Origin of the sequence: Kosakonia radicincitans DSM 16656 (assembly GCF_000280495.2) — a bacterium.
Taxonomy (GTDB): Bacteria; Pseudomonadota; Gammaproteobacteria; order Enterobacterales; family Enterobacteriaceae; genus Kosakonia; species Kosakonia radicincitans.
Window position 1 is genome coordinate 1,425,779 of record NZ_CP018016.1, and the last position, 24,652, is coordinate 1,450,430.

Annotated in this window: 21 protein-coding genes; 10 read left to right on the forward strand and 11 right to left on the reverse strand. The window is 52.4% G+C overall.

The genetic code is table 11. The features are described 5' to 3' along the window. Positions 1-22: 22 nt before the first annotated feature. A complete protein-coding gene (locus tag Y71_RS07105; protein WP_007370835.1) occupies positions 23-889 on the forward strand; it encodes a LysR family transcriptional regulator in 867 nt (288 codons plus the stop codon). 167 nt (positions 890-1,056) lie between these two features. Here Y71_RS07105 and Y71_RS07110 read toward each other — a convergent pair whose 3' ends face one another. Together Y71_RS07110 and Y71_RS07115 are read right to left on the reverse strand one after the other, a co-directional pair. Beyond that, entirely contained in the window at positions 1,057-2,217 is a 1,161-nt protein-coding gene (locus tag Y71_RS07110; protein ID WP_007370836.1) for an IS30 family transposase, read from the reverse strand. Between the two features lie 120 nt (positions 2,218-2,337). Next, positions 2,338-2,775, reverse strand: a complete 438-nt coding sequence (locus Y71_RS07115) for a VOC family protein (protein WP_035942126.1) — start codon at positions 2,773-2,775, stop codon at positions 2,338-2,340. 383 nt (positions 2,776-3,158) lie between these two features. Between Y71_RS07115 and Y71_RS07125 the strand changes: the two genes are divergently transcribed. Beyond that, positions 3,159-4,601, forward strand: coding sequence for an IS1182 family transposase (locus tag Y71_RS07125; protein WP_072439066.1), 1,443 nt, complete (start codon positions 3,159-3,161; stop codon positions 4,599-4,601). A gap of 272 nt (positions 4,602-4,873) precedes the next feature. Here the strand turns inward: Y71_RS07125 and Y71_RS07130 are convergent. Beyond that, a protein-coding gene (locus Y71_RS07130; protein ID WP_085949497.1) for an IS3 family transposase occupies positions 4,874-6,021 on the reverse strand; the annotation gives its coding sequence in 2 pieces (ribosomal slippage) (positions 4,874-5,784 and positions 5,784-6,021; 1,149 coding nt in all). 157 nt (positions 6,022-6,178) lie between these two features. Between Y71_RS07130 and Y71_RS07135 the strand changes: the two genes are divergently transcribed. Continuing rightward, on the forward strand, positions 6,179-6,454 hold the full coding sequence (locus tag Y71_RS07135; protein WP_007370843.1) for a helix-turn-helix domain-containing protein: 276 nt from the start codon (positions 6,179-6,181) through the stop codon (positions 6,452-6,454). 63 nt (positions 6,455-6,517) lie between these two features. Here Y71_RS07135 and Y71_RS29920 read toward each other — a convergent pair whose 3' ends face one another. After that, on the reverse strand, positions 6,518-6,787 hold the full coding sequence (locus Y71_RS29920) for a hypothetical protein (protein WP_145954128.1): 270 nt from the start codon (positions 6,785-6,787) through the stop codon (positions 6,518-6,520). Positions 6,788-7,196: 409 nt separating this feature from the next. Here Y71_RS29920 and Y71_RS07140 point away from each other — a divergent pair, with 409 nt between their 5' ends. The 3 genes from Y71_RS07140 (at position 7,197) to Y71_RS07150 (ending at position 10,996) form a co-directional block, all read left to right on the forward strand. Next, on the forward strand, positions 7,197-7,580 hold the full coding sequence (locus Y71_RS07140) for a hypothetical protein (protein ID WP_007370845.1): 384 nt from the start codon (positions 7,197-7,199) through the stop codon (positions 7,578-7,580). Between the two features lie 127 nt (positions 7,581-7,707). Beyond that, positions 7,708-9,669, forward strand: coding sequence for a tetratricopeptide repeat protein (locus tag Y71_RS07145; protein ID WP_007370846.1), 1,962 nt, complete (start codon positions 7,708-7,710; stop codon positions 9,667-9,669). A 49-nt stretch (positions 9,670-9,718) separates the two neighbouring features. Further along, complete coding sequence (locus Y71_RS07150; RefSeq protein ID WP_007370847.1) at positions 9,719-10,996, forward strand: DUF4062 domain-containing protein; 1,278 nt, start codon at positions 9,719-9,721, stop codon at positions 10,994-10,996. A 129-nt stretch (positions 10,997-11,125) separates the two neighbouring features. Here the strand turns inward: Y71_RS07150 and Y71_RS07155 are convergent, their stop codons facing one another. Beyond that, on the reverse strand, positions 11,126-11,317 hold the full coding sequence (locus tag Y71_RS07155) for a YfgG family protein (RefSeq protein ID WP_071531982.1): 192 nt from the start codon (positions 11,315-11,317) through the stop codon (positions 11,126-11,128). Positions 11,318-11,658: 341 nt separating this feature from the next. Between Y71_RS07155 and Y71_RS07160 the strand changes: the two genes are divergently transcribed. Next, positions 11,659-13,875 carry an EAL domain-containing protein gene (locus Y71_RS07160; RefSeq protein ID WP_035942128.1) on the forward strand — a complete coding sequence of 739 codons (2,217 nt, stop codon included), beginning with the start codon at positions 11,659-11,661 and terminating at the stop codon, positions 13,873-13,875. A gap of 12 nt (positions 13,876-13,887) precedes the next feature. Here Y71_RS07160 and ppx read toward each other — a convergent pair whose 3' ends face one another. The 4 genes from ppx to purM form a co-directional block, all read right to left on the reverse strand. After that, positions 13,888-15,429, reverse strand: coding sequence for an exopolyphosphatase (ppx, locus tag Y71_RS07165; protein ID WP_035888122.1), 1,542 nt, complete (start codon positions 15,427-15,429; stop codon positions 13,888-13,890). Positions 15,430-15,432: 3 nt separating this feature from the next. Continuing rightward, positions 15,433-17,493: a polyphosphate kinase 1 gene (gene ppk1 / locus Y71_RS07170; protein WP_007370851.1), complete on the reverse strand. Its 2,061-nt coding sequence runs from the start codon at positions 17,491-17,493 to the stop codon at positions 15,433-15,435. Between the two features lie 335 nt (positions 17,494-17,828). Beyond that, positions 17,829-18,470, reverse strand: coding sequence for a phosphoribosylglycinamide formyltransferase (purN, locus tag Y71_RS07175; protein ID WP_007370853.1), 642 nt, complete (start codon positions 18,468-18,470; stop codon positions 17,829-17,831). Then, on the reverse strand, positions 18,467-19,504 hold the full coding sequence (gene purM / locus Y71_RS07180; protein WP_007370854.1) for a phosphoribosylformylglycinamidine cyclo-ligase: 1,038 nt from the start codon (positions 19,502-19,504) through the stop codon (positions 18,467-18,469). Before purM ends, purN begins: the two co-directional genes overlap by 4 nt. Before the next feature lie 235 nt (positions 19,505-19,739). On the opposite strand from purM, the gene upp reads away from it, so the two are divergent. From upp to Y71_RS07195, 3 genes are all read left to right on the forward strand, one after another. Beyond that, a complete protein-coding gene (gene upp / locus Y71_RS07185; RefSeq protein ID WP_007370856.1) occupies positions 19,740-20,366 on the forward strand; it encodes a uracil phosphoribosyltransferase in 627 nt (208 codons plus the stop codon). Between the two features lie 109 nt (positions 20,367-20,475). Continuing rightward, a complete protein-coding gene (gene uraA, locus Y71_RS07190; RefSeq protein ID WP_007370857.1) occupies positions 20,476-21,765 on the forward strand; it encodes a uracil permease in 1,290 nt (429 codons plus the stop codon). A gap of 96 nt (positions 21,766-21,861) precedes the next feature. After that, positions 21,862-22,563, forward strand: coding sequence for a DnaA inactivator Hda (locus tag Y71_RS07195; RefSeq protein ID WP_216637211.1), 702 nt, complete (start codon positions 21,862-21,864; stop codon positions 22,561-22,563). Positions 22,564-22,646: 83 nt separating this feature from the next. Here Y71_RS07195 and arsC read toward each other — a convergent pair whose 3' ends face one another. Both arsC and bepA read right to left on the reverse strand, forming a co-directional pair. After that, positions 22,647-23,006, reverse strand: coding sequence for an arsenate reductase (glutaredoxin) (gene arsC / locus Y71_RS07200; RefSeq protein WP_007370859.1), 360 nt, complete (start codon positions 23,004-23,006; stop codon positions 22,647-22,649). Between the two features lie 12 nt (positions 23,007-23,018). Further along, positions 23,019-24,482 carry a beta-barrel assembly-enhancing protease gene (gene bepA / locus Y71_RS07205; RefSeq protein ID WP_007370860.1) on the reverse strand — a complete coding sequence of 488 codons (1,464 nt, stop codon included), beginning with the start codon at positions 24,480-24,482 and terminating at the stop codon, positions 23,019-23,021. Positions 24,483-24,652 lie beyond the last annotated feature (170 nt).

Here is a 24,652-nt window from a genome sequence, read left to right on the forward strand (position 1 = left end):
AAAAATGCACAAGAGGTGAGGTATGGACTGGCAGGATTTACATTTTTTTTTCGCTCTTTCCCGGTGTGGTTCCCTGTCTGCCGCAGCCAGGGAGCTTGGCGTGGATCACGCCACTGTAAGCCGCCGGATTACAGCCCTTGAAAGTTCGCTTGGGCTCAGGCTCACAGAGCGCTTGCCACGCCGTACCACGCTTACTGGACACGGCCGGATTATCGCCTCCGGCGCTGACGAAATGTACCGCATTGCAGACCGTATTCGAATCCAGGCGAGGTCATTGTGTGCCGAACCGGCCGTGCCTATAAATATCAGCGCGTCACCTGCCGTTGCAGCACACCTCATTGCGCCTGCTATAGCAGGCTTCACCCGGAAACATCCGGGTATCACGTTGTCATTATCCGGCGTTTCGCACCATGCTCTTCTGAATAAAAGTGAGGCTGACATTGCGGTTCGCCTTGAAAGGCCTGACGATCCAGACCTGATGACAAGGCGTATAGGTACTATGCGCTTTGGTCTTTATGCTTCTCAGTTCTGGCAAGAAATTCCTCAGGAGGACTGGGTGTTTATTGCTTATGACAGCACGCTTGCACATGTCACGCAGCAGCAATGGCTGGAATCACTGCTGAACGGGCGGCGTGTTATCTTTCGGGCAAGCGATTTGATGGCGCAGCAACAGGCTGCCCGGAAAGGATTGGGCATCGTTACTTTACCCTGCTTTATGGGTGATAATGACAGCGAACTGGTAAGGCTGCAGGAAAATCTGCCTTCGCCCGTGAGGAACATCTGGCTGGTTGCCTACCCTGAACTTAAGCGTGATCACTCTGCTGTCGTGGTAATGGATTTCCTTGCTGAAATCATTGGCCGGTCCTGCCCGCCTGGCAAGAATATCTGAGTTTTTTCTTATTAATTTCTCATGTCATATGACTGACAGTGTTTCCCGTTAATTAATATCGGTGCGATTTGAGTTATATCTCCGTCAGGCATGATTAAAACTTACCTGTTCGCTTTTCACCCTTAGCGGGCACTATCTGATGCAAACGTCCGCAGAGAGCTGTGAGTTCAACTGATGGATGCAACACATTGGTTAAAACGCTCTGCGGGTGATTCATAGTCTAGCGTTTTTCTTGGCCTCTCGTTGAGCTGCCTGGCAACACTGTTTAGTCTTTGCTGGCTGTGAACCGATAAGTCAGTTCCTTTTGGAAAATACTGCCTGAGTAATCTGTTTGTATTTTCATTTGAGCCGCGTTGCCAGGGGGATTGAGGATCGCAGAAGTAAACCTGAATATCTGTGGCTACGGTAAACCGGGTATGGCTGGTCATTTCAGCACCCCGGTCCCATGTTAATGTTTTATAAAGCTCAGCAGGTAATTCCCGGGCTTGTCTGATGAGTGCAGATATAACCGTTATGGTCTTGTTGTCCCTGACTTTGGCCAGCATAACAAAACGGGAATGACGTTCTACAAGGGTGACGATACAGGAGTTTTTCGAGCCCTGGATCAGGTCACCTTCCCAGTGACCTGGTATGGCTCTGTCAGCTGCTTCAGGTGGCCTTTCGCTTATAGAGATCGTATCCGGGATTGACCCTAATCCTTTCCCTTTAAGCGATGATGTTCTGGATCTACGCACGACTCTTCCGCTTCTGAGGCATTGCTGCAGTTCTTTTTTTAACGCCCCCCGGGTTTGTATAAAAAGCGTTTTATATATCGTTTCGTGTGACACATGCATTTCCTGACTATCCGGATAACAGCGTTTCAGCCAACCGGCGATTTGTTCCGGCGACCAGTCCTGATGCATCTTCTCTGCGATGATTTTACACAAAGTGGGGCTTTCGATTAGCTTGCAGGGTTTTGGTCTCAGGGCACTTTCCCATGCAGTGGCATCCGCTTTTGCTGCACGATATTGTTTTGCACCTCCGTGCCTATTGATCTCGCGACTAATCGTTGAGGGAGCTCTTGATAATTTGGCAGCGATGTCCCTGATGCTGCGTTTTGCTACCAGCCCTCTGGATATCTCCTCTCTTTCATCAAGCGAAAGCGCTAACGGGTGCCGCTTTCGGACAGGGGGACGGTATCCACCAGTCTGGTGGATAGTGGGCATGATAGAAGAATGATATCTGTCGAACATTCTGGCGATATCATGCAGGGAATCACCTTGCTTATATCTGTCCTGGATAATCGCTTTCTGTTCTGGCGTGTAGTAAATGCGCGTTCTTCGTTTCATGGCAACGTCCCCCTTCGATTAAGGATAGCGTTGCATCGACCCGTTGAACTCACAGCCAAAAGCGGACTTTGCAGACATCACTGTTTTAATTAGAGGATAACAGGTCATAAGATGTGGACTTCATTGACTGAGTTCCATCAATTCAAGCGTCTGACCATCAGGGCTTTGTAAATATATTACTCTGGTTCCCTGCATGGGGCCTGACAACACTGTCTGAGGTTTACCCGGCGTCTTCCAGCCATAGTCCGATACTTTGCTCAATAGCGTATCAAGATCCTCAACTATAAAAGCAAGGTGAGCGTAGCCTGGGATATAGGGTGCTGAAGGTTCTTCTGGCTGCTCAATGTTATTGTATTGTAGTAATTCAATCTTAATATCAGCCAGTTCAAGCAAAGCCATTCGTACATCGGCTCCCCTTGCACCTGTGACTTCATCGATTATAGGGCCAGACATTTTTCCTTCGCGTAATAACTCACCTCCGAGGATCTGAGTCCAGAAGAATAATGAGTCTTCAATATTTTTAACTGAAAAACCAACGTGATTAGCACTTAAGATCATGCGATTACCTGCTGAGTTTTGAAAAATGAGCATCCAACTATCTGAAATCCCTGTTTTACCACTTCACGATAAGTGCGAGGGAATTTATTCAGGAAAAAACACAGTTAAGTGTAGTCTGAATAATATATTAATGATTCATCCACCGCGACAGCTATGCAAGTTACCTGCTCCCTATTGAGAAAAACGCTACTGCGTCGCAAGCCTATATCAATTATAGAAAAAGTACGAATGTCTGCTCATCGCTCAGGCTGTGTGAAAACTCCTGATCACTTTTTGGTCTAAGCGATGGTTTCATATGATCAACCATTCTTGATAAACCCATGCGACGGAATGACTTTTTCATTAAAATTATAAGCATACAAATGAATACTGCGGATACCGACATGGTCCATCACATTCAAGGACAAGACAGGCATCAGGTGACATTGCTCCCTGATACACTGGATGATTTTGTCACTGAAGATAACCCCGTCAGAGTGGTTGATATATTTGTAGATGGATTAAAGCTTGATTCTCTTGGTTTCAGCAGAGTTGATGCAAAGCGAACTGGACGGCCCGGATATCACCCTGCCACCCTACTGAAGTTGTACATTTACGGATATCTCAACCGAATTCAGTCCTCCCGTAGACTGGAAAAAGAGGCCCATCGGAACGTTGAACTGATGTGGTTACTTGAACGATTAACGCCTGACTTTAAAACCATTGCAGACTTCAGAAAAGATAACGGTGAAGGTATCAGGAATGCCTGTCGGGCCTTTATTGGCCTGTGCCGGCAAATGCAAATGTTCACTGATGTCGTTGTTGCCATTGACGGCAGCAAATTCAAAGCAGTAAACAGCAAACCCAACAACTTCACATCCCAGAAAGCCAATGACCATATTGAGCGCGTTGAGCAAAGTATTACTTATTATTTAAACAAGCTGGATGAAGCCGACAAGTATACTGAGCCCGATGCAAACACAAAGTTAACAGCCACTAAACTGGCTTGGCTAAAAAAGCGCTTACGTGAGCTTCAGGAAATTCAACAAGCAGTCGCACAACAGCCAGATAAACAACTCTCTTTAACCGACCCTGACTCCCGGTTGATGAAAACAAATAATATGAACCGGCAAGTTTGCTACAACGTTCAGACAGCTGTGGATACGAAAAACCATTTGATTGTTGCGCATGAAGTCACCAACACAACAGATAATGGACAACTTGGTTCAATGGCAACACTGGCTCAGAAAGCTGTTGGCCGGAAAGACATAACAGTACTGGCCGACAAAGGGTATTACAGTCGCAGCGATATTAAAACAGTTCTGGATAGCGGAGCAGTGGCTTTGGTGCCAAAGGGAGATACCTCTGGTGCTGAACGTAAGGGGCTCTATAACCGCTCAATGTTCAGATATAACAGGGAAAAAGATGTTTATGTATGCCCAATGGGCAATGAGCTTCAGAATCGATTTACCTCAACAGAGGACGGACTGGAGCAACAGTTGTACTTTAACAATATTGCCTGTCGCGATTGCAGCCAGCGCTCCAGATGCACTACATCAAAACGCGATCCAAGGCGTATACGGCGTTGGGTTCATGAAGCTGAAATGGAAGAAATGCATGCGAGGCTTGAGTCATTTCCTCAGGCGGTGGTCATGCGAAAGCAAACGGTAGAACATCCGTTTGGGACAATTAAAATGTGGATGGGTGCAACGCACTTCCTGATGCGGAAATTTAAAAACGTCAGTACGGAAATCAGTCTACATATATTGGCTTATAACCTGAAAAGGATGCTATCGATATGGGGTACTGCAGGATTGATAATTCAGCTGCAGGAACAATACGGCTAACGGTTCCAGCCGTTTTATCCTCCAGTAACAACAGATATCAGGTTCTTCCCCGCAATAAAAACTTCTGAGTCATCCGAATAAAATCACAGATTACCTCGTCAACTTAAACGACATTCTTAAAACACAGATGAGAAATATTGTTTGGCTAATTGAAGCTATGAGTTTTCACACAGCCTGCGCTCACTGCGGACATTGAGGATATGTTTGCGCTGCCGATGCCACTTTTGTTCTGCATTTTCTCACTCAAAGAAACATGAATCGCCACGGATAATCTAGACACTTCCGAGCCGTTGATAATACTGGTTTTCATATTCTGTCGGTGACATCTGTTCGCTAGAACCATGCCGACGCTTACTGTTATAAAACATTTCGATGTAATCAAAAATATCACTGCGGGCTTCTTCCCGCGTTCCGTAGATCTTTTTCTTTATCCGTTCACGTTTCAACAACTGGAAAAAACTTTCTGCAACCGCATTATCATGGCAGTTACCGCGACGGCTCATGCTACCCTCCAGGCCGTGTGATTTCAGGAACGACTGCCACTCATGGCTTGTGTACTGACTGCCCTGATCCGAATGAACCAGCACCTGTTTTTCGGGATTACGCCGCCATACAGCCATCAGCAGTGCGTTCAGGACAATGTCCTTTGTCATCCGGGATTGCATGGACCAGCCGATAATTTTGCGTGAGAACAGATCAACAACAACGGCAAGATACAGCCAGCCTTCGTGGGTCCTGATGTAGGTTATGTCCGTTACCCAACGCTCATCAGGAGCATCCGGATTGAACTGTCGCTGGAGCCTGTTGGGTGACACGATACTGGCCTCGCCTTTACGTGCCCGCGGGCTTCGGTATCCGACCTGAGCCTTTATTCCGACACGTTTCATCAGTCTCCAGACTCTGTTTACTCCGCACTGTTGCCCGCTGTCACGCAGATCCAGATGGATTTTGCGATAACCATAGACGCATCCCGACTCCAGCCAGAACTGTTTAATCTGTCCTGTCAGTCTCAGGTCTGCCTGATGGCGTTGTGAATGCGGCTGCTGAAGCCAGGCGTAAAAACCACTGGGATGAACATCCAGCACCCGACAGAGCAGGCGAACAGGCCAGCAACAGGAGTTGTCACGGATAAAGGCGTACCTCAGTCGGACAGCTTTGCGAAGTACGCCGCGGCTTTTTTTAATATGTCCCGTTCGTCGGTAACCCGTTTCAGCTCTTTCTGGAGACGGCGGATCTCGGCCTGAGCATCTGACTGTTCTTTATTAGTGGAAGAATCCGGACCGTACTTCTTTATCCAGGCATAAAGGCTGTGGGTGGTGATATCGAGACGTGTTGCAACGCTGGCAACAGAATAACCGCGATCAACAACCTGTTTGACTGCTTCAGTTTTAAACTCTTCGGGATAACGCTTACCGCTCATGGGCACCTCTCTTTAAGCCATCTTAAATGACTCTGAGGTGTCTGTTAAACCCGTGGCGATTCAACATGATGCTCTTTAGCATCTTTAAAGAGCGCCTCTTTTAATCAGTGCTAGTTTTAGTTCTTGTCATGACAGTTGATCGAAAAAGAGAACAACCATGAAACATCCGGACTGGCATAAAGCAGATATTATTGCGGGCTTAAAGAAGAAAGGAACATCGTTGGCGGCGCTTTCCCGTGAGTCGGGGCTGGCTTCATCCACACTCGCTAATGCCTTAACCCGCCACTGGCCGAAAGGGGAGCGGTTAATTGCTAAGGTTCTGAATACCCAGCCAGAAGTCATCTGGCCTTCGCGTTATCAAGGCCATAAAATTGAGAACTTGTCCGGGAGAGCAGCAGGGCGCATGAGTGGTAGGGACACCACAAATTACTAAGTTCGTATAAGTACGCAATGTCGTTCACTTAAGCGAACGACATTGCGCCTTGCGGCTGAGGATTTATCGCGATCCAGGTGTGTAATCGACCTGTACCAGAACAACGTTTATTTCAGGAACTGCGCTGACGACAATATCTTCAGTTGGATCTTTACCTTTCCAGCATACGCCTTGCACCATGCAACTCTGTTGCTTAACGTAGCCAAGCGAATTCAGATATGTATCTATCTGGCTGGTATCCGTCGTGCCGTGGAATGTCAGGCTGTTTCCCACCGAGCCAGGACCGGATACAGTATGGTAATCAAACTCGTAATTAGCTGTTATACGTGGCATTTTCTTTAAAATGTCAGGCGTGAAGAATCCGTATACCTGGCGATCGTTTTCAGTGTATTTACCGCCATCTTCGAGGCCAAATTTTATTACGGGCTATTTCCAGGCAAGCAAAAACGCAATGATGGCGATAGCAATAATGGCAATTAGCCCAATTTTTTTCCCAATACTCATACGATTAAATCCTTTCTATTGCCGCCTTGTATGAAGCCGTCATTTGCGGTTTCTATGCCTATATTTCCAGATGTCAAATGCGGCGCTACCATCTCTTGCATTGAACACTGCTCTGAAAAGTAATATTCCAGGCTTCAGTCTCATTCCCACAAAACTGCAACCACCATTAGCCATAGCTTTACGGATTGTTTTCCGCAACGTTAAGGTAACGGGGAATATAAAAGCAGGGGAAAAGGCTATGCAAGGAACACGGCTACTGGGCGACGGCTATGAGCCGCAGGTCTGGCTGGAAGGCGAGCGGCTGACTTACTCGCTACCGGTTGATTCCGGGTTTGTCAGTTTCAACTTCACCTTTGATATCCGTCAGCGCGATCTGGATGTTCTGCGTACCGATAATTTCCGGCGCGCGGTGCTCGAAATCGTCGCGCACACGGTGCTTCAGCATTCCACGCTGAAGGGAAATCCCCGTTTGACCCAAAGCGATTTCGACAATCTTGTGGCTGATGTGCTTCACTCCACCAGCGATGCTCTCCAGGCTTTTATTACGCGGATCGGTCAGCAACATAACATCGCAATTGAGCACTATGTAAAAGAAATCCTGAAACGCCTCGCGATGAACTGATCGGATATTGAAACCTGGTGCATAGCCTCACTAACCCCTCGTATTTAGTGGCTTTTCTTTAGACGCGGCGACGGTTAAGGTCTACGCTGATACAGCCAAAAACCCACCAACCGACAAGGCAAACGCCATGTTTAAACGCCTCCTTTCTGCCATTAGCGGCAAAAAAACGCCGGAAACCGAAACTCATTCTCCTGAACCACCGCAAAGCGATGAGCTGATCGTGGCGTACGACGCCTACGGGCGGGAGATGCACATCCCGCGCAGCGAGTGGCGCGAGAAGGTGTTTCTGCCGTCGCTGGAAGAGAAACGCAATGATGCCGCCGAACTCTATCAGGCGATTATCGGCGGGCTGAACGATAGTTTTGCCGCGGATTTGATCCCTGCCGCCGAACGCCTGGTGGAGATTGACTATCTTCCCGAGCGCAGTCACACCATCCAGGGCATCGTGCTGATGAAAAATGGCGAGCTGGCGGCGGCGGAAAATACGCTGCGGGCGGGCATCGCCAAAGTGGGCGAAACCGGCACATTGCTGACCAATTTAGCCAAAGTGTTTGCCGAGCGCGGTGAAGAGCAGCGCGCGGAAGAGACATTGTGGCAGGCGATTCAGGCCGATCCGAATCAGGACAACGGCCTGTTATGGTGGGTGAGCATTCAGCAGGAGCGCGGCGGGGAAAACGCTTATGTTGCCGCGCTGAAAATCGCGTCTGCACTGCCTGGTAGCTGGCGTGCGCAGTTATGGCTGGCGCGTCATTATCTGGAACATCAGGATATTGCTGCTGCCCGCGCGCTCTATCAGGAAGTCCTGAGTGCCGGTCTGTATGACGGCAGCGCGCTAATGATGATTTCCGGCGATCTCGGCAATAACGGGCAGATCCCGCTGATTGCTGAGCTGGTGGCTCCGGTGTATGACGAGCATCGCCACGAGCCGATGGCTGGTCTTAATCTGCTGCGAGCCTGGCAGACGCTGGGCAATGTCGAGGAGGGCGAAAAGCTGCTGGCACGGATGTACGCGCTGGGGTATATGCCGCTGAAACAGCATCTTGATGAGTTCGCCAAAGCCTTTCAGGAGATGCAGAAACACGCGGCTACTTCCACGCCTGCTGATGCTTCCGAACTGAAATTCAGCACGCTGTCGCTCACTCAACCGATCTGGCATTACGGCCTGTGCAACGCCAACTGGCTGTTCACACAGAAGCCGGAAGGGGCGCCGACCATTGGTTTCTTTGCCCTGTCGAAACTCTACGACGGCCCTGAACGCAGCGAATCACAGCGCGAGGATGATATTGGCCGTCTGGCGCGGGCTATCCCGCTCTATTTTGCCGAAGCGGCACACTACTGGAGCGATTACGCCAGCCGTTTTTATGTACAGGTTGTCGAAGGCGGCGGGCCGGTACTGATTGGCGGTGAAATGGATGGCAACGTGTTGTTCGATATCGTCCCGCCAGCCATGAATTACTTTGTTACGGGGGCTGTAAGTTGCAGCGGGGAAGGTGAACAGCGCGAGTGGCACATCACGTTGAGCCTGTGGGACTGCGCAACGCGTACGAAAAAAGCTGCCGAAGCGGGCCGTAGCAAACAGGCTGAGCTGGGCGCGCTGGTGCTCGATCTTGAACAGCGTCTGCTCGCTGTAATTGGTCTCACGCGCCAGCAACCGCTGGATGCGTTTTATCTGCGCCCGTCTGCGGAGGCGATGGAGATTTATCTGGGCGAGCTGGCGCAGGCGTTTACGCTTACGCTGGTGGTGAACAAAACCACGCCGCGCGAGGTGATGTGGGGCGAGCGGGCGATGCTCGACTGGCCGCTGCATATGGCGCTCCAGTGGCCGCAGGTTGAGGTGCCGAAACTGATGTATCTCTCCGGGCTGGGAAAAGCCTTTGATTATCACTCGGAGGCGTTGGCCGAATACCAAAGCCGTACGCTGGAGTTGCTGCGCGAAGCCGAACGCAATAATAGCCCGGTGGCGCGTCTGACGCCGCTGGTGTGGAAAATCTTCGGTATGAACGAGGAATTTGCCGCGCACCGGCAAAATCTGCCAGCGGATGCGGGCAGTGCGTATGGCGACTGGCTGGCGCGGGTCGCGGAGAAGTAGTTGTTTGAAGCTGTGTCGGGAAGGCGTTGATAAATCTAAGGGGCAATAAATGGCCAATAAACTACGCGTGTTCATTAGCAGCACGATGAAGGATCTGCGTAACGAGCGACAGCAGGTGGTCGAGCGGTTAAATTTTCTTGGTTTTGAGCCGGTGAATGCCGAAGAGTTTAGCCCAAACGGGCAGACCAGTTGGGAAGTGATTGAGCCGAAAATCCGCGATTGTCACCTGTTTGTCCTGCTTCTTGGCGACAGCTACGGCTGGGAGCCGAAGAGCGGTTATGGCGGTGGAGAGGGGAAATCCGTCACGCATCTTGAATATGACGCCGCTCGCGCGCTGAATATTCCCGTGTTGCCCTTTATAAAAAAGCTGGAATATGGAAGCAAAGAGGACAAGCTGCGGGATGCGTTTCGCGAGGCCGTGGCCGCGTGGGATACGGGGCATTTTCGCGCGGAATTTGAGTTAGCGAAGGATCTTGCAGATAAAGTGGCGAAAGCGCTGGTGGATTTTTGTACCCAGACGGCGCTGAAAGAGCTGCTGCGCCTGCGCGATGTGCAGTTAACGCCGCCGCCTGCCGCTGTGCAATCAGCCGAATCACTTCCGGTGCATGATGATGATAAATGGGTGCTTCTCGGTGGCGCAGGGCTATCGATATCTGCCGGTTATCCGACAGCGAATCTGATTATCAGTAGCCTGGCTGCGCAGCTCTGGCCGGATGTTGCGGCCAGCGACATTTACACCCGCTACTCATTTGACGAAGTGGCGGAGTATTACGAAAGCCAGCGCGGGCGCGAGGCATTGCTGCAGGATGTTAAAGCGTTACTGGATACGCCACAGAAGGTCTGGCCGACCGGAGCCCATTTTGAGGCAGTGAAGAAATTCAAAACCATCCTCACCACCAACTATGATCCACTCTTCGAAATCGCCTGCATGACGAGCAGCATTCCGTATGTGGTGATCACGCCGTCCGATCCGAAGCTACCGGAAAAGGGCAAAGTCTCGATCATTAAGCTCAGCGGAACCCTCTCCGAACTGGAAAGCCTGCGGCTGACGGCGAAGGATCTCCAGGATGTGATGGCCAATGAGGCGTTCTTTACGGTGATCAAACAGAGCCTCGCTGGCCGCAAAGTCGCGGTTGTCGGACATGCTTTACGCGATGCTCATGTGTTAAAGGCGCTGACCGAATCCGGCGTATCCGGGCCGGGCGTCTATGTGAGCCCTAATCCGGGGCCTGCGGCGGATATCATCCTGCAACGCTTTAACCTGCAAGCGAAACCGCAGAAAGCCGATGCGTTTCTTGCCAGCTTCGATCCCGACAGCGTGATGTAAACGCCATCAGGCGCAATGTGTCCTTTTATCGTCAGCAATATCAAACGATTTGCTGGCGATTTTTTTGCAGTTTTTAAAGGGCAAGCGCAAACCCACGCGTCTGAGCGTGTACAAAAAACGGGTTAAATCTTAACGTTGTGCGGTGGGATCGATAGTCTGGCTGATTTGTTGCGACTGGACTTTATCCTGATGATGATACCAGGCGCCAATGGTGGAATAGACGAAACGGCCGAAGAAAAAGACAAAGCTGATGAGAAGTACGATACGGGTCATGCGACTGTCAAATCGATGTCGTTTTCGCATACTGGTTGCCTGACTCACTGTGGTTCCTTTAGGAATACCCGATTAACGGGCGACAAGGCTATTAAGGCACAGTCTCCGGGGAAGGTCAATTAAGCCTGCAGCCCGTTAAAACATATATTGGGATTATATAAGAAAAATTAAATATTTACGCTGCGAATATAAAAACAAAAATACAGACAAATCACATGGAAATAAAACCCGCCGATACGTTTATTTTGATTTATATCAACTTTCGCTTACCGTGCAGAACTAAAATTTCACCCTGTTACTGCGAGTGCTTTCCCCTTGTGTCTTGTTAAGCCAGGCTGGATGCCTGGCTTAAATTTCAGCCCGGATCAGGCTACCGTCTTTGAGCGTCTATGTCATTAATTAACAAGTATAATTCCCTAAAGGATAAATGGTGGGCATTGCCGTTCGTTCTTCCCGTTATCTTTTATCCATTATTTAGTCTGGCTAATGTATTTACTTCGATTTACGGGCAGAACGTTATTCTCTATTACCTGCCAATGTCGCTCTTGATCGGTCTGATGATGTTTTATGGCTGGGCCGTGCTGCCAGGCATGATCGTTGCGTTAATCTGGCATAACTGGCATTTGGGGCCATTGGGTATGCTCCTGAAAAGCGTGCAAGAGCTTATTCCTGTCCTGTTTAGCTGGGTCGGTTATCGAATATTTGTCACTCGCCGACATCTGGTCACATATGGTACGTCATCGCTGATTTATCAGCGCATTCTCTGGCACGTATTATGCCCTGCAACGCTATATCTGCTTCTTCTGGAACTAGGGAACTGGCTGAATCTCTTCGGCAAGCACTCGAGCGAGTCGTCGAGGATGGTGCTGGATATGTCGCTGTTGATCACCTGGCAGGGGCTGTTAGCGGGGGCGGTAACGGGGGTTACATTAAGTTATTTATTGATCCGCATTATTCGCCACCCACGCTATGCGCTTTCATGGTTTTCCCAGCTGCGCATGGAATTTGATCCTAAAGTAACCTGGCTGGAACTGTGTGTCTGGTTCTCTCTGGTGTTGGGGTTGCAGTACCAACTGTTAATGCCTTCCACCAGTTGCAGCATTATCTTTAACACCAACTATACGCTCTCGCTGCTGCTGCCAGTGATGCTGTGGGGATCGATGCGTTACGGCTTCCGGTTTATGTCGTTTGTCTGGTCGCCGCTGCTGATTCTGACGATCCACTATTTTTATCGCAGTTTGTCCTGTTTTACCTCCAGAGATGTGCAGATCGCTATCATCTCTTCCCGTTACCTGACGTTCACATTCATGATCCTCGTGCTGGCAGGAATCGCGAGTCGGCGGCGAGCGGTGTTTAACCGAACCCGCCGGCTGGCGTCGGTCGATCCGATGACGCATTTACCGAATCTGCGGGCGCTAAGCCGCGAGCTGGCGAATACCCCATGGTCGGTGCTCTGTTTCCTGCGCATACCGGCGCTTGAACTTTTAGGACGCAGCTATGGCGTGATGTTTCGCATCCAGTTTAAACAGCACCTGGCTAACTGGTTAAAGCCGTTATTACAGAAGGGGGAGGCTGTTCACCAGCTTTCGGGCCACGATCTGGTGATTCGCCTGAATACCCACGCCTGGCAGACGCGTATTGATGAACTGGATGCGCACATCAAACAGTTTCGTTTCATCTGGGACGAGATGCAGGTGCAGTTACCCGTTGGTATCAGCTATTGCTATGTCCGTTCGCCTGTTCAGCATCTTTATCTGCTGCTTGGCGAGATGATCACCACGGCCGATATTTCGCTGGTTACCAACCGGCCGGAAAACCTGCAGAACCGGGGCGTGGCAAACCTGCAACGTAGTCTGAAAAGCAAAGCCGAGATGATGAATCGCCTGCAAAAGGCGCTGGAAGCGGATCATTTTCTGCTGATGGCGCAGTTGATTTCCGGCGTGCGCGGCGATAGCTACTATGAAATTCTGCTGCGCCTGGGCGAGGATCCGCAACATTGTATCCGACCGAGTGAGTTTTTACCGGTAGCGCAGGAGTTCGGTCTGTCGTCGCGGATTGATTTGTGGGTGATTGAAAATGTGCTGCGCTTTATGGCGCATAACCGCAAGACGCTGCCAGCACAGCGTTTCTCGATCAACCTTTCTCCGGCCTCTGTCTGCCGTGCGCAGTTCGCGCAGGAGGTAAAAACCCTGCTGCGGGATTACGCTATCGAAGCGTGGCAACTGATTTTTGAAATCAGCGAAAACAGCATGATGCCGAATATACAGCAGGCCGGGCAAACGCTCGCCCAGTTACAACAAATGGGGTGCCGGGTTGCCATTGATGATTTTGGTACCGGTTATGCCAGCTACGCCCAGTTGAAAGATGTGAACGCCGATATGCTGAAAATAGACGGCAGTTTTATCCGTAATATCGTCGCAAACAGCCTGGACTATCAAATCGTGGCATCTATCTGCCATCTGGCGCGGATGAAGAAAATGCAGGTCGTGGCGGAGTATGTTGAAAGCGAAGAGATACGCAGCGCGGCTGTCGCGCTGGGTATCGATTATCTACAAGGTTATCTGATTGGTAAGCCTGCTCCGCTGGATACGCTGGCCAAAGAGTAAGTGGAAGGCGGCTCAGGCCGCCACTTCCGGAGCTTGTTCTTCTTCGATTTTTAACCGCCAGCCGGTGACCGCTTCCCAGTATTCCTGCTCTTTTTCCAGATCCAGCAGTACCAGTGCGTTCTGGCTGAACCAGTCATGCGGGAAGCGCAGCGTCCAGTGATTCTCATCGGTTTTCAGAAACAGCGTTGGCGGCGTAGTGGTCGCCTGACGCTGATTATTCAGCAACACGCCAAGGCGCAGTAACTGAACCAGCGGCAAAAATTGCTTCTTCTTGAACAGCGTAAAGCGCGGCAACTCGTCGAGTTTGATCGCTTTGCGATGACAGCGCACCAGGGTCGCCATCATCAGCTGCTGTTCCTGGTTGAAACCGGGCAGGTTGCTGTTTTGCAGAATGTAGGCCGAATGGCGGTGCATGCCGCTGTGGTTGATGTTCAGCCCCACTTCATGCAGCATCGCTGCCCACTTCAGCAGCGCCGCCAGTTGCGGGTTGTTGAGCTTGGGATTTTGCGCCTGCCACTGATCGTACATCTGCGTGGTGGTTTCCAACACGCGGCGAGCCTGTTCACGGTCAATATTGTACTGGCTGGCAAGGCTTTGCGCCGTACGGCTGCGAATGTCCTGATGACGGAAGCGACCTTCCATCTCATACAACACGCCCTCACGCAGCGCGCCGTCGGAGAGACGCAGTTCGCGGATCGCCAGCGCATCGAATACGCCGCACAGAATGGCGAGGCCCGGCACGAACACCGCTTTACGTTCCTCAGAAAGCCCTGGCAGGCTCAGTTCGCTGAAGTTTTTATACTTCAGCACTTCATCGACCAGTTTTTCCAGGCGCTCCGGAGTAATAAACCCGTCCTTCTCGCCTGAGGCGATCAGCACTTCATTCGCTGCTTTGATACTGCCGGACGCGCCCAGCGCCACATTCCAGCCCTGAATGCGGAACTGCCAGGCCAGCGATTCCAGCTTTTGCGTGGCGGAAATGCGCGCGCGGCGGAAGTTTTCACCATTGATGGTGCCGCCGGGAAAGTACATCTGCGCAAAGCTGACGCAGCCCATGCGACGGCTTTCTACCAGCTTCGGTTCGAAATCTTCGCCAATAACCAGCTCCGTCGAACCGCCGCCGATATCAATCACCAGCTTGCGACCTTTCTCCGGCTGCGTATGTTCCACGCCCATAAAAATCAGTCGCGCTTCTTCGTTGCCCGGAATGATTTCAATAGGGTAGGGGATCACTTTTTCGGCACGTTTGAGAAACTCCGTGGCGTTCAGCGCCTGGCGTAACGTGTGCGTGCCTACGATGCAGACGCTGGAGGGATCGAACCCTTGCAGGCGCTCGGCAAACAGCGACAGGCAGGCCAGCCCGCGCTCCATTGCCTCTTCGCTCAGCATGTTATTGCTGTCCAGACCATCTGCCAGATGCACACGTTGCTTCAGGCGGCCGATGATTTGCATCGCCCCGTCCACCACGCGTGCAATCACCATATGGAAACTGTTGGAACCCAGGTCGACCGCGGCGAACTCCTCCGGGCGGGGCATCTTTTCTTGTATCGGCATAGATTAATCGGGCTGCTCGAGTGATTTGATGTAATCGTAAATCGCCAGCTGTGCGCGTACTTTGCGACGATTGCCGCGCGGCACGTAGCGATTGCTCAGTTCTTTATCAATGTACCGGGCTTTTACCGTATCACTGAACAGAATGTCAATGATATCCAGAACGCGCTGTTTAAGCCGTGGATCGAGCAGCGGTGCTGCCACTTCGATACGGTAATCAATATTACGGGTCATCCAGTCAGCGGAAGAGAGCCAGACTCGCTTATCGCCGCCGTTCTCAAAAATATAGATGCGATCGTGCTCAAGATAACGGTCAACGATGCTAATCACGCGAATATTTTCGCTGATGCCTTCAAGCTCCGGGATCAACGAACACATACCGCGCACCAGCAGATTCACCGGCACGCCGGAGCTGGAAGCGGTATAGAGGCGATCCACCAGCCCTTTGTCCACCAGGTTGTTCAGCTTCAGCGTAATGCCGGAAGGCTGTCCATTCTGCGCGTTGGCGATCTCGGCATCGATCATGTCATACAGCAGGCGGCGCGAGTTTTGCGGCGACACCAGCAGGTAATCGAAATTCACCGGGCGATACGGGTTCTCAATAAAGTTAAACACCCGGCGCACTTCATTGGTAATGCGCGCATCGGCCGTAATCAGCGAGTAGTCGGTATATAGACGTGCAGTTTTCTCGTTAAAGTTCCCGGTACCGATATGCGCGTAGCGCACCACTTCTTCACCTTCCATGCGGGAGATGAGGAACAGCTTGGCGTGAATTTTTAAACCTGGTGCCGAGAAGATCACCTGCACGCCCGCTTCCGTCAGCCGTTTCGCCCAGTGGATGTTGGCTTCTTCATCGAAACGCGCCTGCAACTCCACCACCACGGTCACTTTTTTGCCGTTGTGCGCCGCATGGATCATCGAATCAATAATGCGTGAGTCTTTCGCCACGCGATAGATATTGATTTTAATCGCCAGCACGCTCGGGTCGAAAGACGCCTGGCGCAGCAGCTCCAGCACGTGCTCGAAGGTGTGGTAGGGGTAATAGAGCAGTACATCGCGTTCGCGAACGGCATCGAAACCGTTGCGGAATTTGTCAAACCAGAGATGGCGCAGACGCGGCATCGGTTTGTTGACGAGGTTGGCTTTGCCGACATTCGGGAAGCCAATAAAGTCTTTAAAGTTGTGGTAACGCCCGCCGGGGATAATGGAGTCATAACGGGAGATGGTCAGCTTCTCACTCAGCATTGCCACCATTGCGTCGGGCATATCGCGCTGGTAAACAAAGCGTACCGGTTCGGCGGTCAGACGCTGTTTCAGGCTCGACGACATCAGCTCCATCAGGCTCGATTCCATCTCGTGCACCAGATCGTATTCGGCATCACGGGTCATCTTCATCGAGTAGGCATTCAGCGAATCGTAATCGAAGAAGCCTTTAAAGATGTCATCAAGGCAGTAGCGCAGAATGTTGTCCAGCAGGATCATCGGTTTGCGGCGACGTGGCGTTTCCGGCGGCAGATTCACGAAACGCGGTACTTTGTCCGACGGGATCTCCAGCAGGGCGTAACGGATATCGTTGCCGCGAATGATCTCGACCGCCAGATAGGTGTAATCATCTTTTAAGAACCGCACCAGGTTGGTTTCACGGTTTATCAACGTCGGCGTAATGTGCTGGCGCAGATACTGCTTGAAGTAGTTGCGCAGCCAGCTTTGCTGGTTTTGCGACAGTTGCCGTTCGTTGATCAGGAAGATTTGGTTGCGTGCCATCTCCAGCAGCAGGTCGTTGTACAGGCTGTCGAATTCCTGGTCGGCCTTCAGCACGCGGGATTGAATTTTGCCCAGCAGATGACGTGAGTTGGTAGTGGTGCCTTGCTCTTCGCTGATGATCAACCGGCGTTTCAGTTCGGCAAAACGCACCTTATAAAATTCATCGAGGTTATTGGAATAGATTCCCAAAAAACGCATGCGCTCGATTAGCGGGTTACTTTTGTCTGCCGCTTCCTGGAGAACACGTTCGTTGAAGCACAACCAGCTTAGTTCTTTTTCGAGATATAACTTTTCCTGACCCATTCCTGTTTACACTCCGGTTCTTACTCGGGACACAGCAATATCTTCTCACTCTTACGGTGTCCGCGACTGACAGGTGAACGTTGCTGGCGTTCCTTCGTATAACACAACTTATTATGGCGAGCTTAGCCCTAAGATGTCCAACTGTGCCAAAAAAGTATGACAGTAATCTTTTTTCTGACTTAAGGTGATGAAAATACTGCGGGGATAAGAATACATTGGGCGCGTTTGACGCCGGATGGCGGCTTCGGCTTATCCGGCCTGATATCGGCCCAGGAAAACAGCGTAGGCCGGATAAGCATCGCGCCATCCGGCAGCAGAACAATAAAGGGGGACGATTATTCGTCGGCCGCATAGCCTTCAGGAGGCAGACAGACGCCATCGAGCCACGCGCTGTTATTCTCCATCTTCAGGCGGCCATCAACGAACCAGCTCACCACCAGCGGATAAATCGCGTGTTCCTGCGCTTGTACGCGGTCGGTGATCTCTTCTTCCGTGTCGCCGTCAAACACCGGGACTTTGGCCTGCAAAATGACCGGGCCGCCATCCAGCTCTTCCGTCACAAAATGCACGCTGGTGCCGTGTACTTCATCGCCATTTTCCAGCACCTGGCGGTGCGTGTTCAGGCCTGGGTATTTCGGCAGCAGTGAAGGGTGAATATTCAGCAGACGTCCGGCGTAATGGGCAACAAATGCCGGGCTGAGGATGCGCATGTAACCTGCCAGCACCACCACATCCGGCGCGTAGGCGTCAATTTCATGCATCAGTTCACGATCGAAGGCATCGCGGCTGGCAAACTGCGAGGCAAGAAGGGCATGCGCAGGAATTGCCGCTTCCCGCGCACGTTCAAGGCCGAACGCGTCGGCCTTGTTACTGAATACTGCCCGCAGGGTGCCGTTGATTTTCTTCTGTTTGCAGGCGTCGATAATCGCCTGCAAATTGCTTCCGTTACCGGAAATCAGCACCACAATGTTTTTCATTCAATGACCACACGCTCACTGGAATCGGATGCTTTGATAATACCGATTTTCCACGCGTTTTCACCTTTGGCATTGAGCAGGGCGATGGCTTTATCCGCTTCCGCGGCAGGCAGCGCGATAACCATACCGACGCCACAGTTGAAGGTGCGGTACATTTCATGACGGCTGACGTTACCGGCGCTTTGCAGCCAGTTGAAGACCGCCGGCCACTGCCAGGAGGATTCGTCGATAACTGCCTGGGTGTTATCTGGCAGCACGCGCGGGATATTTTCCCAGAAACCGCCGCCCGTCAGGTGAGCGATAGCATGTACATCAACGTTTTCAATCAGCTCCAGCACCGATTTCACGTAAATACGCGTCGGTTCCAGCAGGTGATCGGCCAGCGGTTTGCCTTCCAGTTGGGTGGTCAGCGGATCGCAGCCGCTTACTTCTATCACTTTACGCACCAGCGAGTAACCGTTGGAGTGCGGACCGCTGGAAGCCAGCGCCACCAGCACGTCGCCGTCGGCCACTTTGGAGCCGTCAATAATTTCTGCTTTCTCTACCACGCCCACGCAGAAACCGGCCACGTCGTAATCTTCACCGTGATACATGCCCGGCATCTCTGCGGTTTCGCCGCCAACCAGCGCACAACCGGATTGCAGGCAACCTTCGGCGATGCCATTGATCACGCTGGCGGCGGTATCCACGTCCAGCTTGCCGGTGGCGTAATAGTCGAGGAAGAACAGTGGCTCAGCGCCCTGTACCACCAGGTCGTTTACACACATGGCGACCAGGTCGATACCGATGGTGTCATGACGTTTCAGATCCATTGCCAGACGCAGCTTGGTGCCAACGCCATCAGTGCCGGAAACCAGTACCGGTTCACGATATTTTTGCGGCAGAGCGCACAGCGCGCCGAAGCCGCCCAGACCGCCCATCACTTCCGGACGGCGGGTCTTCTTCACCACGCCTTTGATTCGGTCAACCAGAGCATTGCCTGCATCAATATCAACACCGGCATCTTTATAGCTGAGAGAGGTTTTATCGGTCACTGCTTCAGTCCCCACGCGTTTTCTTGCGGTAGAAATAAAATTCGGCGCAATTCTAGCAGCCCAGGCAAACGTTTGCGAGCCTATTATTGCCGGGCGTACCTTATAAGTTCCGATATACTATTTTCCAGCCTGATTGATCGCGATCAAGCGGCTATCTGTAGCGCAACGGAAAAAAAGCGGTATAATCCGGCGATTTTTTTTGTGGCTGCCACCTGTCAGGGGAAAGGAGAAGAGTATGAAGGTCGTGGAAGTTAAACACCCACTCGTCAAACACAAGCTTGGGTTGATGCGTGAAAACGATATCAGCACCAAACGCTTTCGTGAACTCGCCTCAGAAGTGGGCAGCCTGCTGACGTATGAAGCGACGGCTGACCTCGAAACCGAAAAAGTCACCATCGAAGGCTGGAACGGCCCGGTGGAGGTTGAGCAGATCAAAGGTAAAAAAATTACCGTGGTGCCGATTCTGCGTGCCGGTCTGGGCATGATGGAAGGCGTGCTGGAGCACGTGCCGAGCGCGCGCATCAGCGTGGTCGGTATCTACCGTAATGAAGAAACGCTGGAGCCGGTACCGTACTTCCAGAAACTGGTGTCCAACATCGACGAGCGTATGGCGCTGGTGGTTGACCCGATGCTGGCGACCGGTGGTTCAATGATTGCCACCATCGATCTGCTGAAAAACGCAGGCTGTCACAGCATCAAAGTTCTGGTGCTGGTTGCCGCGCCGGAAGGTCTGGCGGCGCTGGAGAAAGCGCACCCGGACGTTGAGCTGTATACCGCGGCGATCGACAAGGGCCTCAATGAGCACGGCTACATTATTCCGGGCCTCGGCGATGCCGGTGACAAAATCTTTGGTACGAAGTAACGCATGACAAATCGAAAGCCGACTTTGATAGTCGGCTTTTTTTTGGATTCATAAACTGCCCGCCGCAAAGGACGGGGAGATAAACAACAACACTCAGAGGAAAAACATTATGACGCGCCGTGCTATCGGGGTGAGTGAAAGACCGCCGCTTTTGCAGACGATCCCGCTTAGTTTGCAGCACCTGTTCGCCATGTTTGGCGCGACCGTGCTGGTGCCAATCCTGTTTCACATTAACCCGGCCACCGTGCTGCTGTTCAATGGTATCGGGACGCTGCTTTATCTCTTCATCTGTAAGGGGAAAATCCCGGCTTACCTCGGTTCCAGCTTTGCGTTTATCTCGCCGGTGCTGCTGCTGTTGCCGCTCGGTTATGAAGTGGCGCTGGGCGGTTTCATTATGTGCGGCGTCTTGTTCTGCATCGTCTCCTTTATCGTTAAGAAAGCCGGTACCGGCTGGCTGGATGTGATGTTCCCGCCTGCGGCAATGGGCGCTATCGTGGCGGTTATCGGCCTGGAACTGGCGGGTGTGGCGGCGAATATGGCCGGTCTGTTGCCGGCTGAAGGCCAAAGCGCGGATAGCAAAACGGTGATCATTTCGATGGTCACGCTGGGCGTAACGGTGTTTGGTTCCGTGCTGTTCCGTGGCTTTATGGCGATTATCCCGATCCTCATTGGTGTGCTGGCGGGCTACGCGCTCTCCTTCGTCATGGGCGTTGTCGATACCACGCCGATCGCGCAGGCGCACTGGTTTGCGCTGCCGACATTCTATACGCCGCGTTTCGAGTGGTTTGCCATTTTCACCATTCTGCCTGCGGCGCTGGTGGTGATTGCCGAGCACGTGGGGCATCTGGTGGTGACGGCGAATATCATCAAAAAAGATCTGATTCGCGATCCGGGCCTGCATCGTTCGATGTTTGCTAACGGTTTCTCGACGATCATTTCCGGCTGCTTTGGCTCCACGCCGAATACCACTTACGGTGAGAACATCGGTGTAATGGCCATCACCCGCGTTTACAGCACCTGGGTTATCGGCGGCGCGGCTGTTATCGCGATCCTGCTCTCCTGCGTCGGCAAACTGGCGGCGGCGATCCAGATCATCCCGGTTCCGGTCATGGGTGGTGTATCGCTGCTGCTGTACGGCGTGATTGGCGCATCCGGTATTCGCGTATTGATTGAATCGAAAGTCGATTACAGCAAAGCGCAGAACCTGATCCTCACTTCCGTCATTCTGATCATCGGCGTCAGCGGCGCGAAAGTGCACATTGGCGCGGCGGAACTGAAGGGCATGGCGCTGGCGACCATTGTTGGCGTTTGTCTGAGCCTGATCTTCAAACTGATTAGCGTACTGCGCCCGGAAGAAGTGGTGCTGGACGCGCAGGACAACGACGCCGCGAAGGGTTAATGCCTGCTGTTTGAGCCGGGTTTCGCGCCCGGTTCAAACTTTGCCATGTTTTATGGTAAACTCGCTGCGTTTTTTGTAAGCCCTGTTGAGGTCCCTCTGAACACACCGGCACAGCTCTCTTTGCCATTATATTTACCCGACGATGAAACCTTCGCGAGTTTCTGGCCGGGTGATAACCCCTCTTTACTGGCGGCGTTGCAAAACGTTCTGCGCCAGGCACACAGCGGATACATCTATTTCTGGTCGCGTGAAGGCGCCGGGCGTAGCCATTTGCTGCACGCCGCCTGTGCGGAGCTCTCCAGGCGCGGCGATGCCGTTGGCTATGTGCCGCTGGATAAACGCACCTGGTTCGTACCGGAAGTGCTGGAGGGTATGGATCAACTCTCGCTGGTGTGTATCGATAATATCGAATGCATTGCCGGTGACGAGCCGTGGGAAATGGCGATCTTCAACCTCTATAACCGAATTCTTGAACAGGGCAAAACCCGTCTGCTGATCACCGGCGATCGTCCGCCGCGCCAGTTGAATCTTGGGCTGCCGGATCTGGCTTCGCGGCTGGACTGGGGGCAGATCTACAAGCTGCAACCGCTCTCCGATGAAGACAAGCTACAGGCGCTGCAGCTGCGTGCGCGCATTCGTGGTTTTGAGTTGCCGGAAGATGTGGGCCGTTTTCTGCTCAAACGGCTGGACAGAGAAATGCGTACGCTGTTCGATACTCTCGATGTGCTGGATCGCGCTTCCATCACCGCCCAGCGCAAGCTGACCATCCCGTTTGTGAAAGATATTCTCAAGTTATAAATCATGGCCGGATGGCGGTTACGTCTTATCCGGCCTGCACGGTTTGCAGGCCCGGTAAGCGTAGCGCCACCGGGCAATCAAATTTAACCGATAATGTCTAAAACCTGCTCCGGCGGACGGCCGATACGCGCTTTACCGTTTGCCACCACAATCGGGCGCTCAATCAGCTTCGGGTTATCCACCAGCGCCTGCACCAATTCCTGTTCGGATAATGTGTTATCACCAAGGTTCAGGGACTTATACAGATCCTCTTTCGTGCGCATCAGTTCCCGTGCGCTGGACATGCTGAGCATCTGCAGCAGTTGTTTGATGGTCGCCGCATCCGGCGGCGTCTCCAGATAGAGCACCACCTGCGGCTCGACGCCGTTCTCTTTCAGCAGGTTCAGGGTTTCACGGCTCTTTGAGCAGCGAGGGTTATGGTAGATTTGCACCGCGTCTGACATCTCTTCTCCTTGTTACATCTTCTGATACGGTTTGAAGCGCTGCTGCAACTGGCGCAGCTGATCAATACGCGCATCATAACGTGCCTGTTGCAGGCTGCCGAGTTTCACCTGCGAACTGGCGCTGCTCAATAATGTGATGGCTTGATCCAGTTTGCCCACCAGCGCCAGGCTTTCCGCGCGGGCGGCCAGTTCCTGGTCGCGATTGCCGAGCGCGGCTTCCGCCTGCGCCAGCAGATCCCAGCCATTCACATCATCTTTATAGGTAAAGGTGTAACGGTTGAGGATTCGCGCCGTTTCCGCCGGTTGCCCGCCTTCCAGGTAGGCGTTCGCCAGGTTGAGCTGCAACACCGGGTTGGTTTTCAGCTCGCTGGCGGCGTTCAGGCGCTTAATCGCATCGGCGCTTTTGTTCTGCCCCAAATCGATATCGGTCGCCAGATCGAGATACCAGGCGTTATTCGGATCGGCGCTCAGCAACGGTTGCAACGCTTTCGCCGCCTCAGGGAATTTTTTCGCTTCCATTGCCTGCAGGGCGCGGCCATATTGCGCGGCGCGCTGCTCGCGCACATTGCCTTTCGACCAGCCATCCAGCAAGTCATCGGTCAGTTGGTTACGCCCGGAGTTATACATGCCGAGCGCTCTGACTTTGGCCATGTAGAACGCTTCCGAAGACTGAACCACCACCGGACGCATCTGGTTAGCGCGGTTACGCGCATCGGCAAGGCGGCTTTCCGGCAGGGGGTGCGTCAGCAGAATTTCCGGCGGACGGGTTGAATAGCGTGACTGATCGAGCAGTTTTTCGAGGAATGTCGGCATTGCCTGCGGGTCGAAACCGGAACGCTGCAGCACCTGGATGCCGATACGATCCGCTTCCTGTTCGTTCTGCTGGGTAAAGCTGATCAGGCCCTGTTGCGTGCCCGCCAGCGTCCCGGTAAGCGCCGCCATCCCCGCTTGCGGGCTGGCCATCGCTAACAGGATTGAACCCAGCGCGCCGGCCCAGGTGAGCGGGGCGCTGCGTTTTTGATCTTCCATCGCGCGCGCCAGGTGGCGCTGCGTGACGTGGGAAATTTCGTGCGCCATCACCGAGGCGAGCTGGCTCTCGTTGTCCGTGTAACGGAAAAGCGCAGAGTGCAACACGACATTGCCGCCGAAAAAGGCGAAGGCGTTGATTTCGTCGTTATTGACGAGGTAGAAGTGAAACGGGGTTTTTACGGAGTCAGCATGCGCCACCAGCCGCATGCCCAGTGCATTAATGTACTGCACCAGCAGTGGATCGTTAATCAGCGGCGCGCTGCCGCGTAGCTGGCGCACATAGTAGTCGCCCATCTGCATCTCCTGTCCAATGGAGAGCGTACTGCCGGCGGACGTGCCCATATCTGGCAGGTTGTCTGCCGAATCGGCCCATGCCGGAATAACCGTACCTGCCGCCACTGTAGCGATAAGGGTTGCGACCAGCGTTCGTTTCAACTGCCTGAACATAACCTCACCTGTTTGTTTGGAAACACCTGTATGACCGGATTTTTCTTGCTTCGTTCCGGTAAACGCCTGGCAAGTTTAGCGGTCTTCGCCGCGAAAAAACATCCCGAACGACCGCATGTTATGTTTCTCGTAAAGCGTACGAAAAGCGAAGTCTTTTTTGTGACATTTCG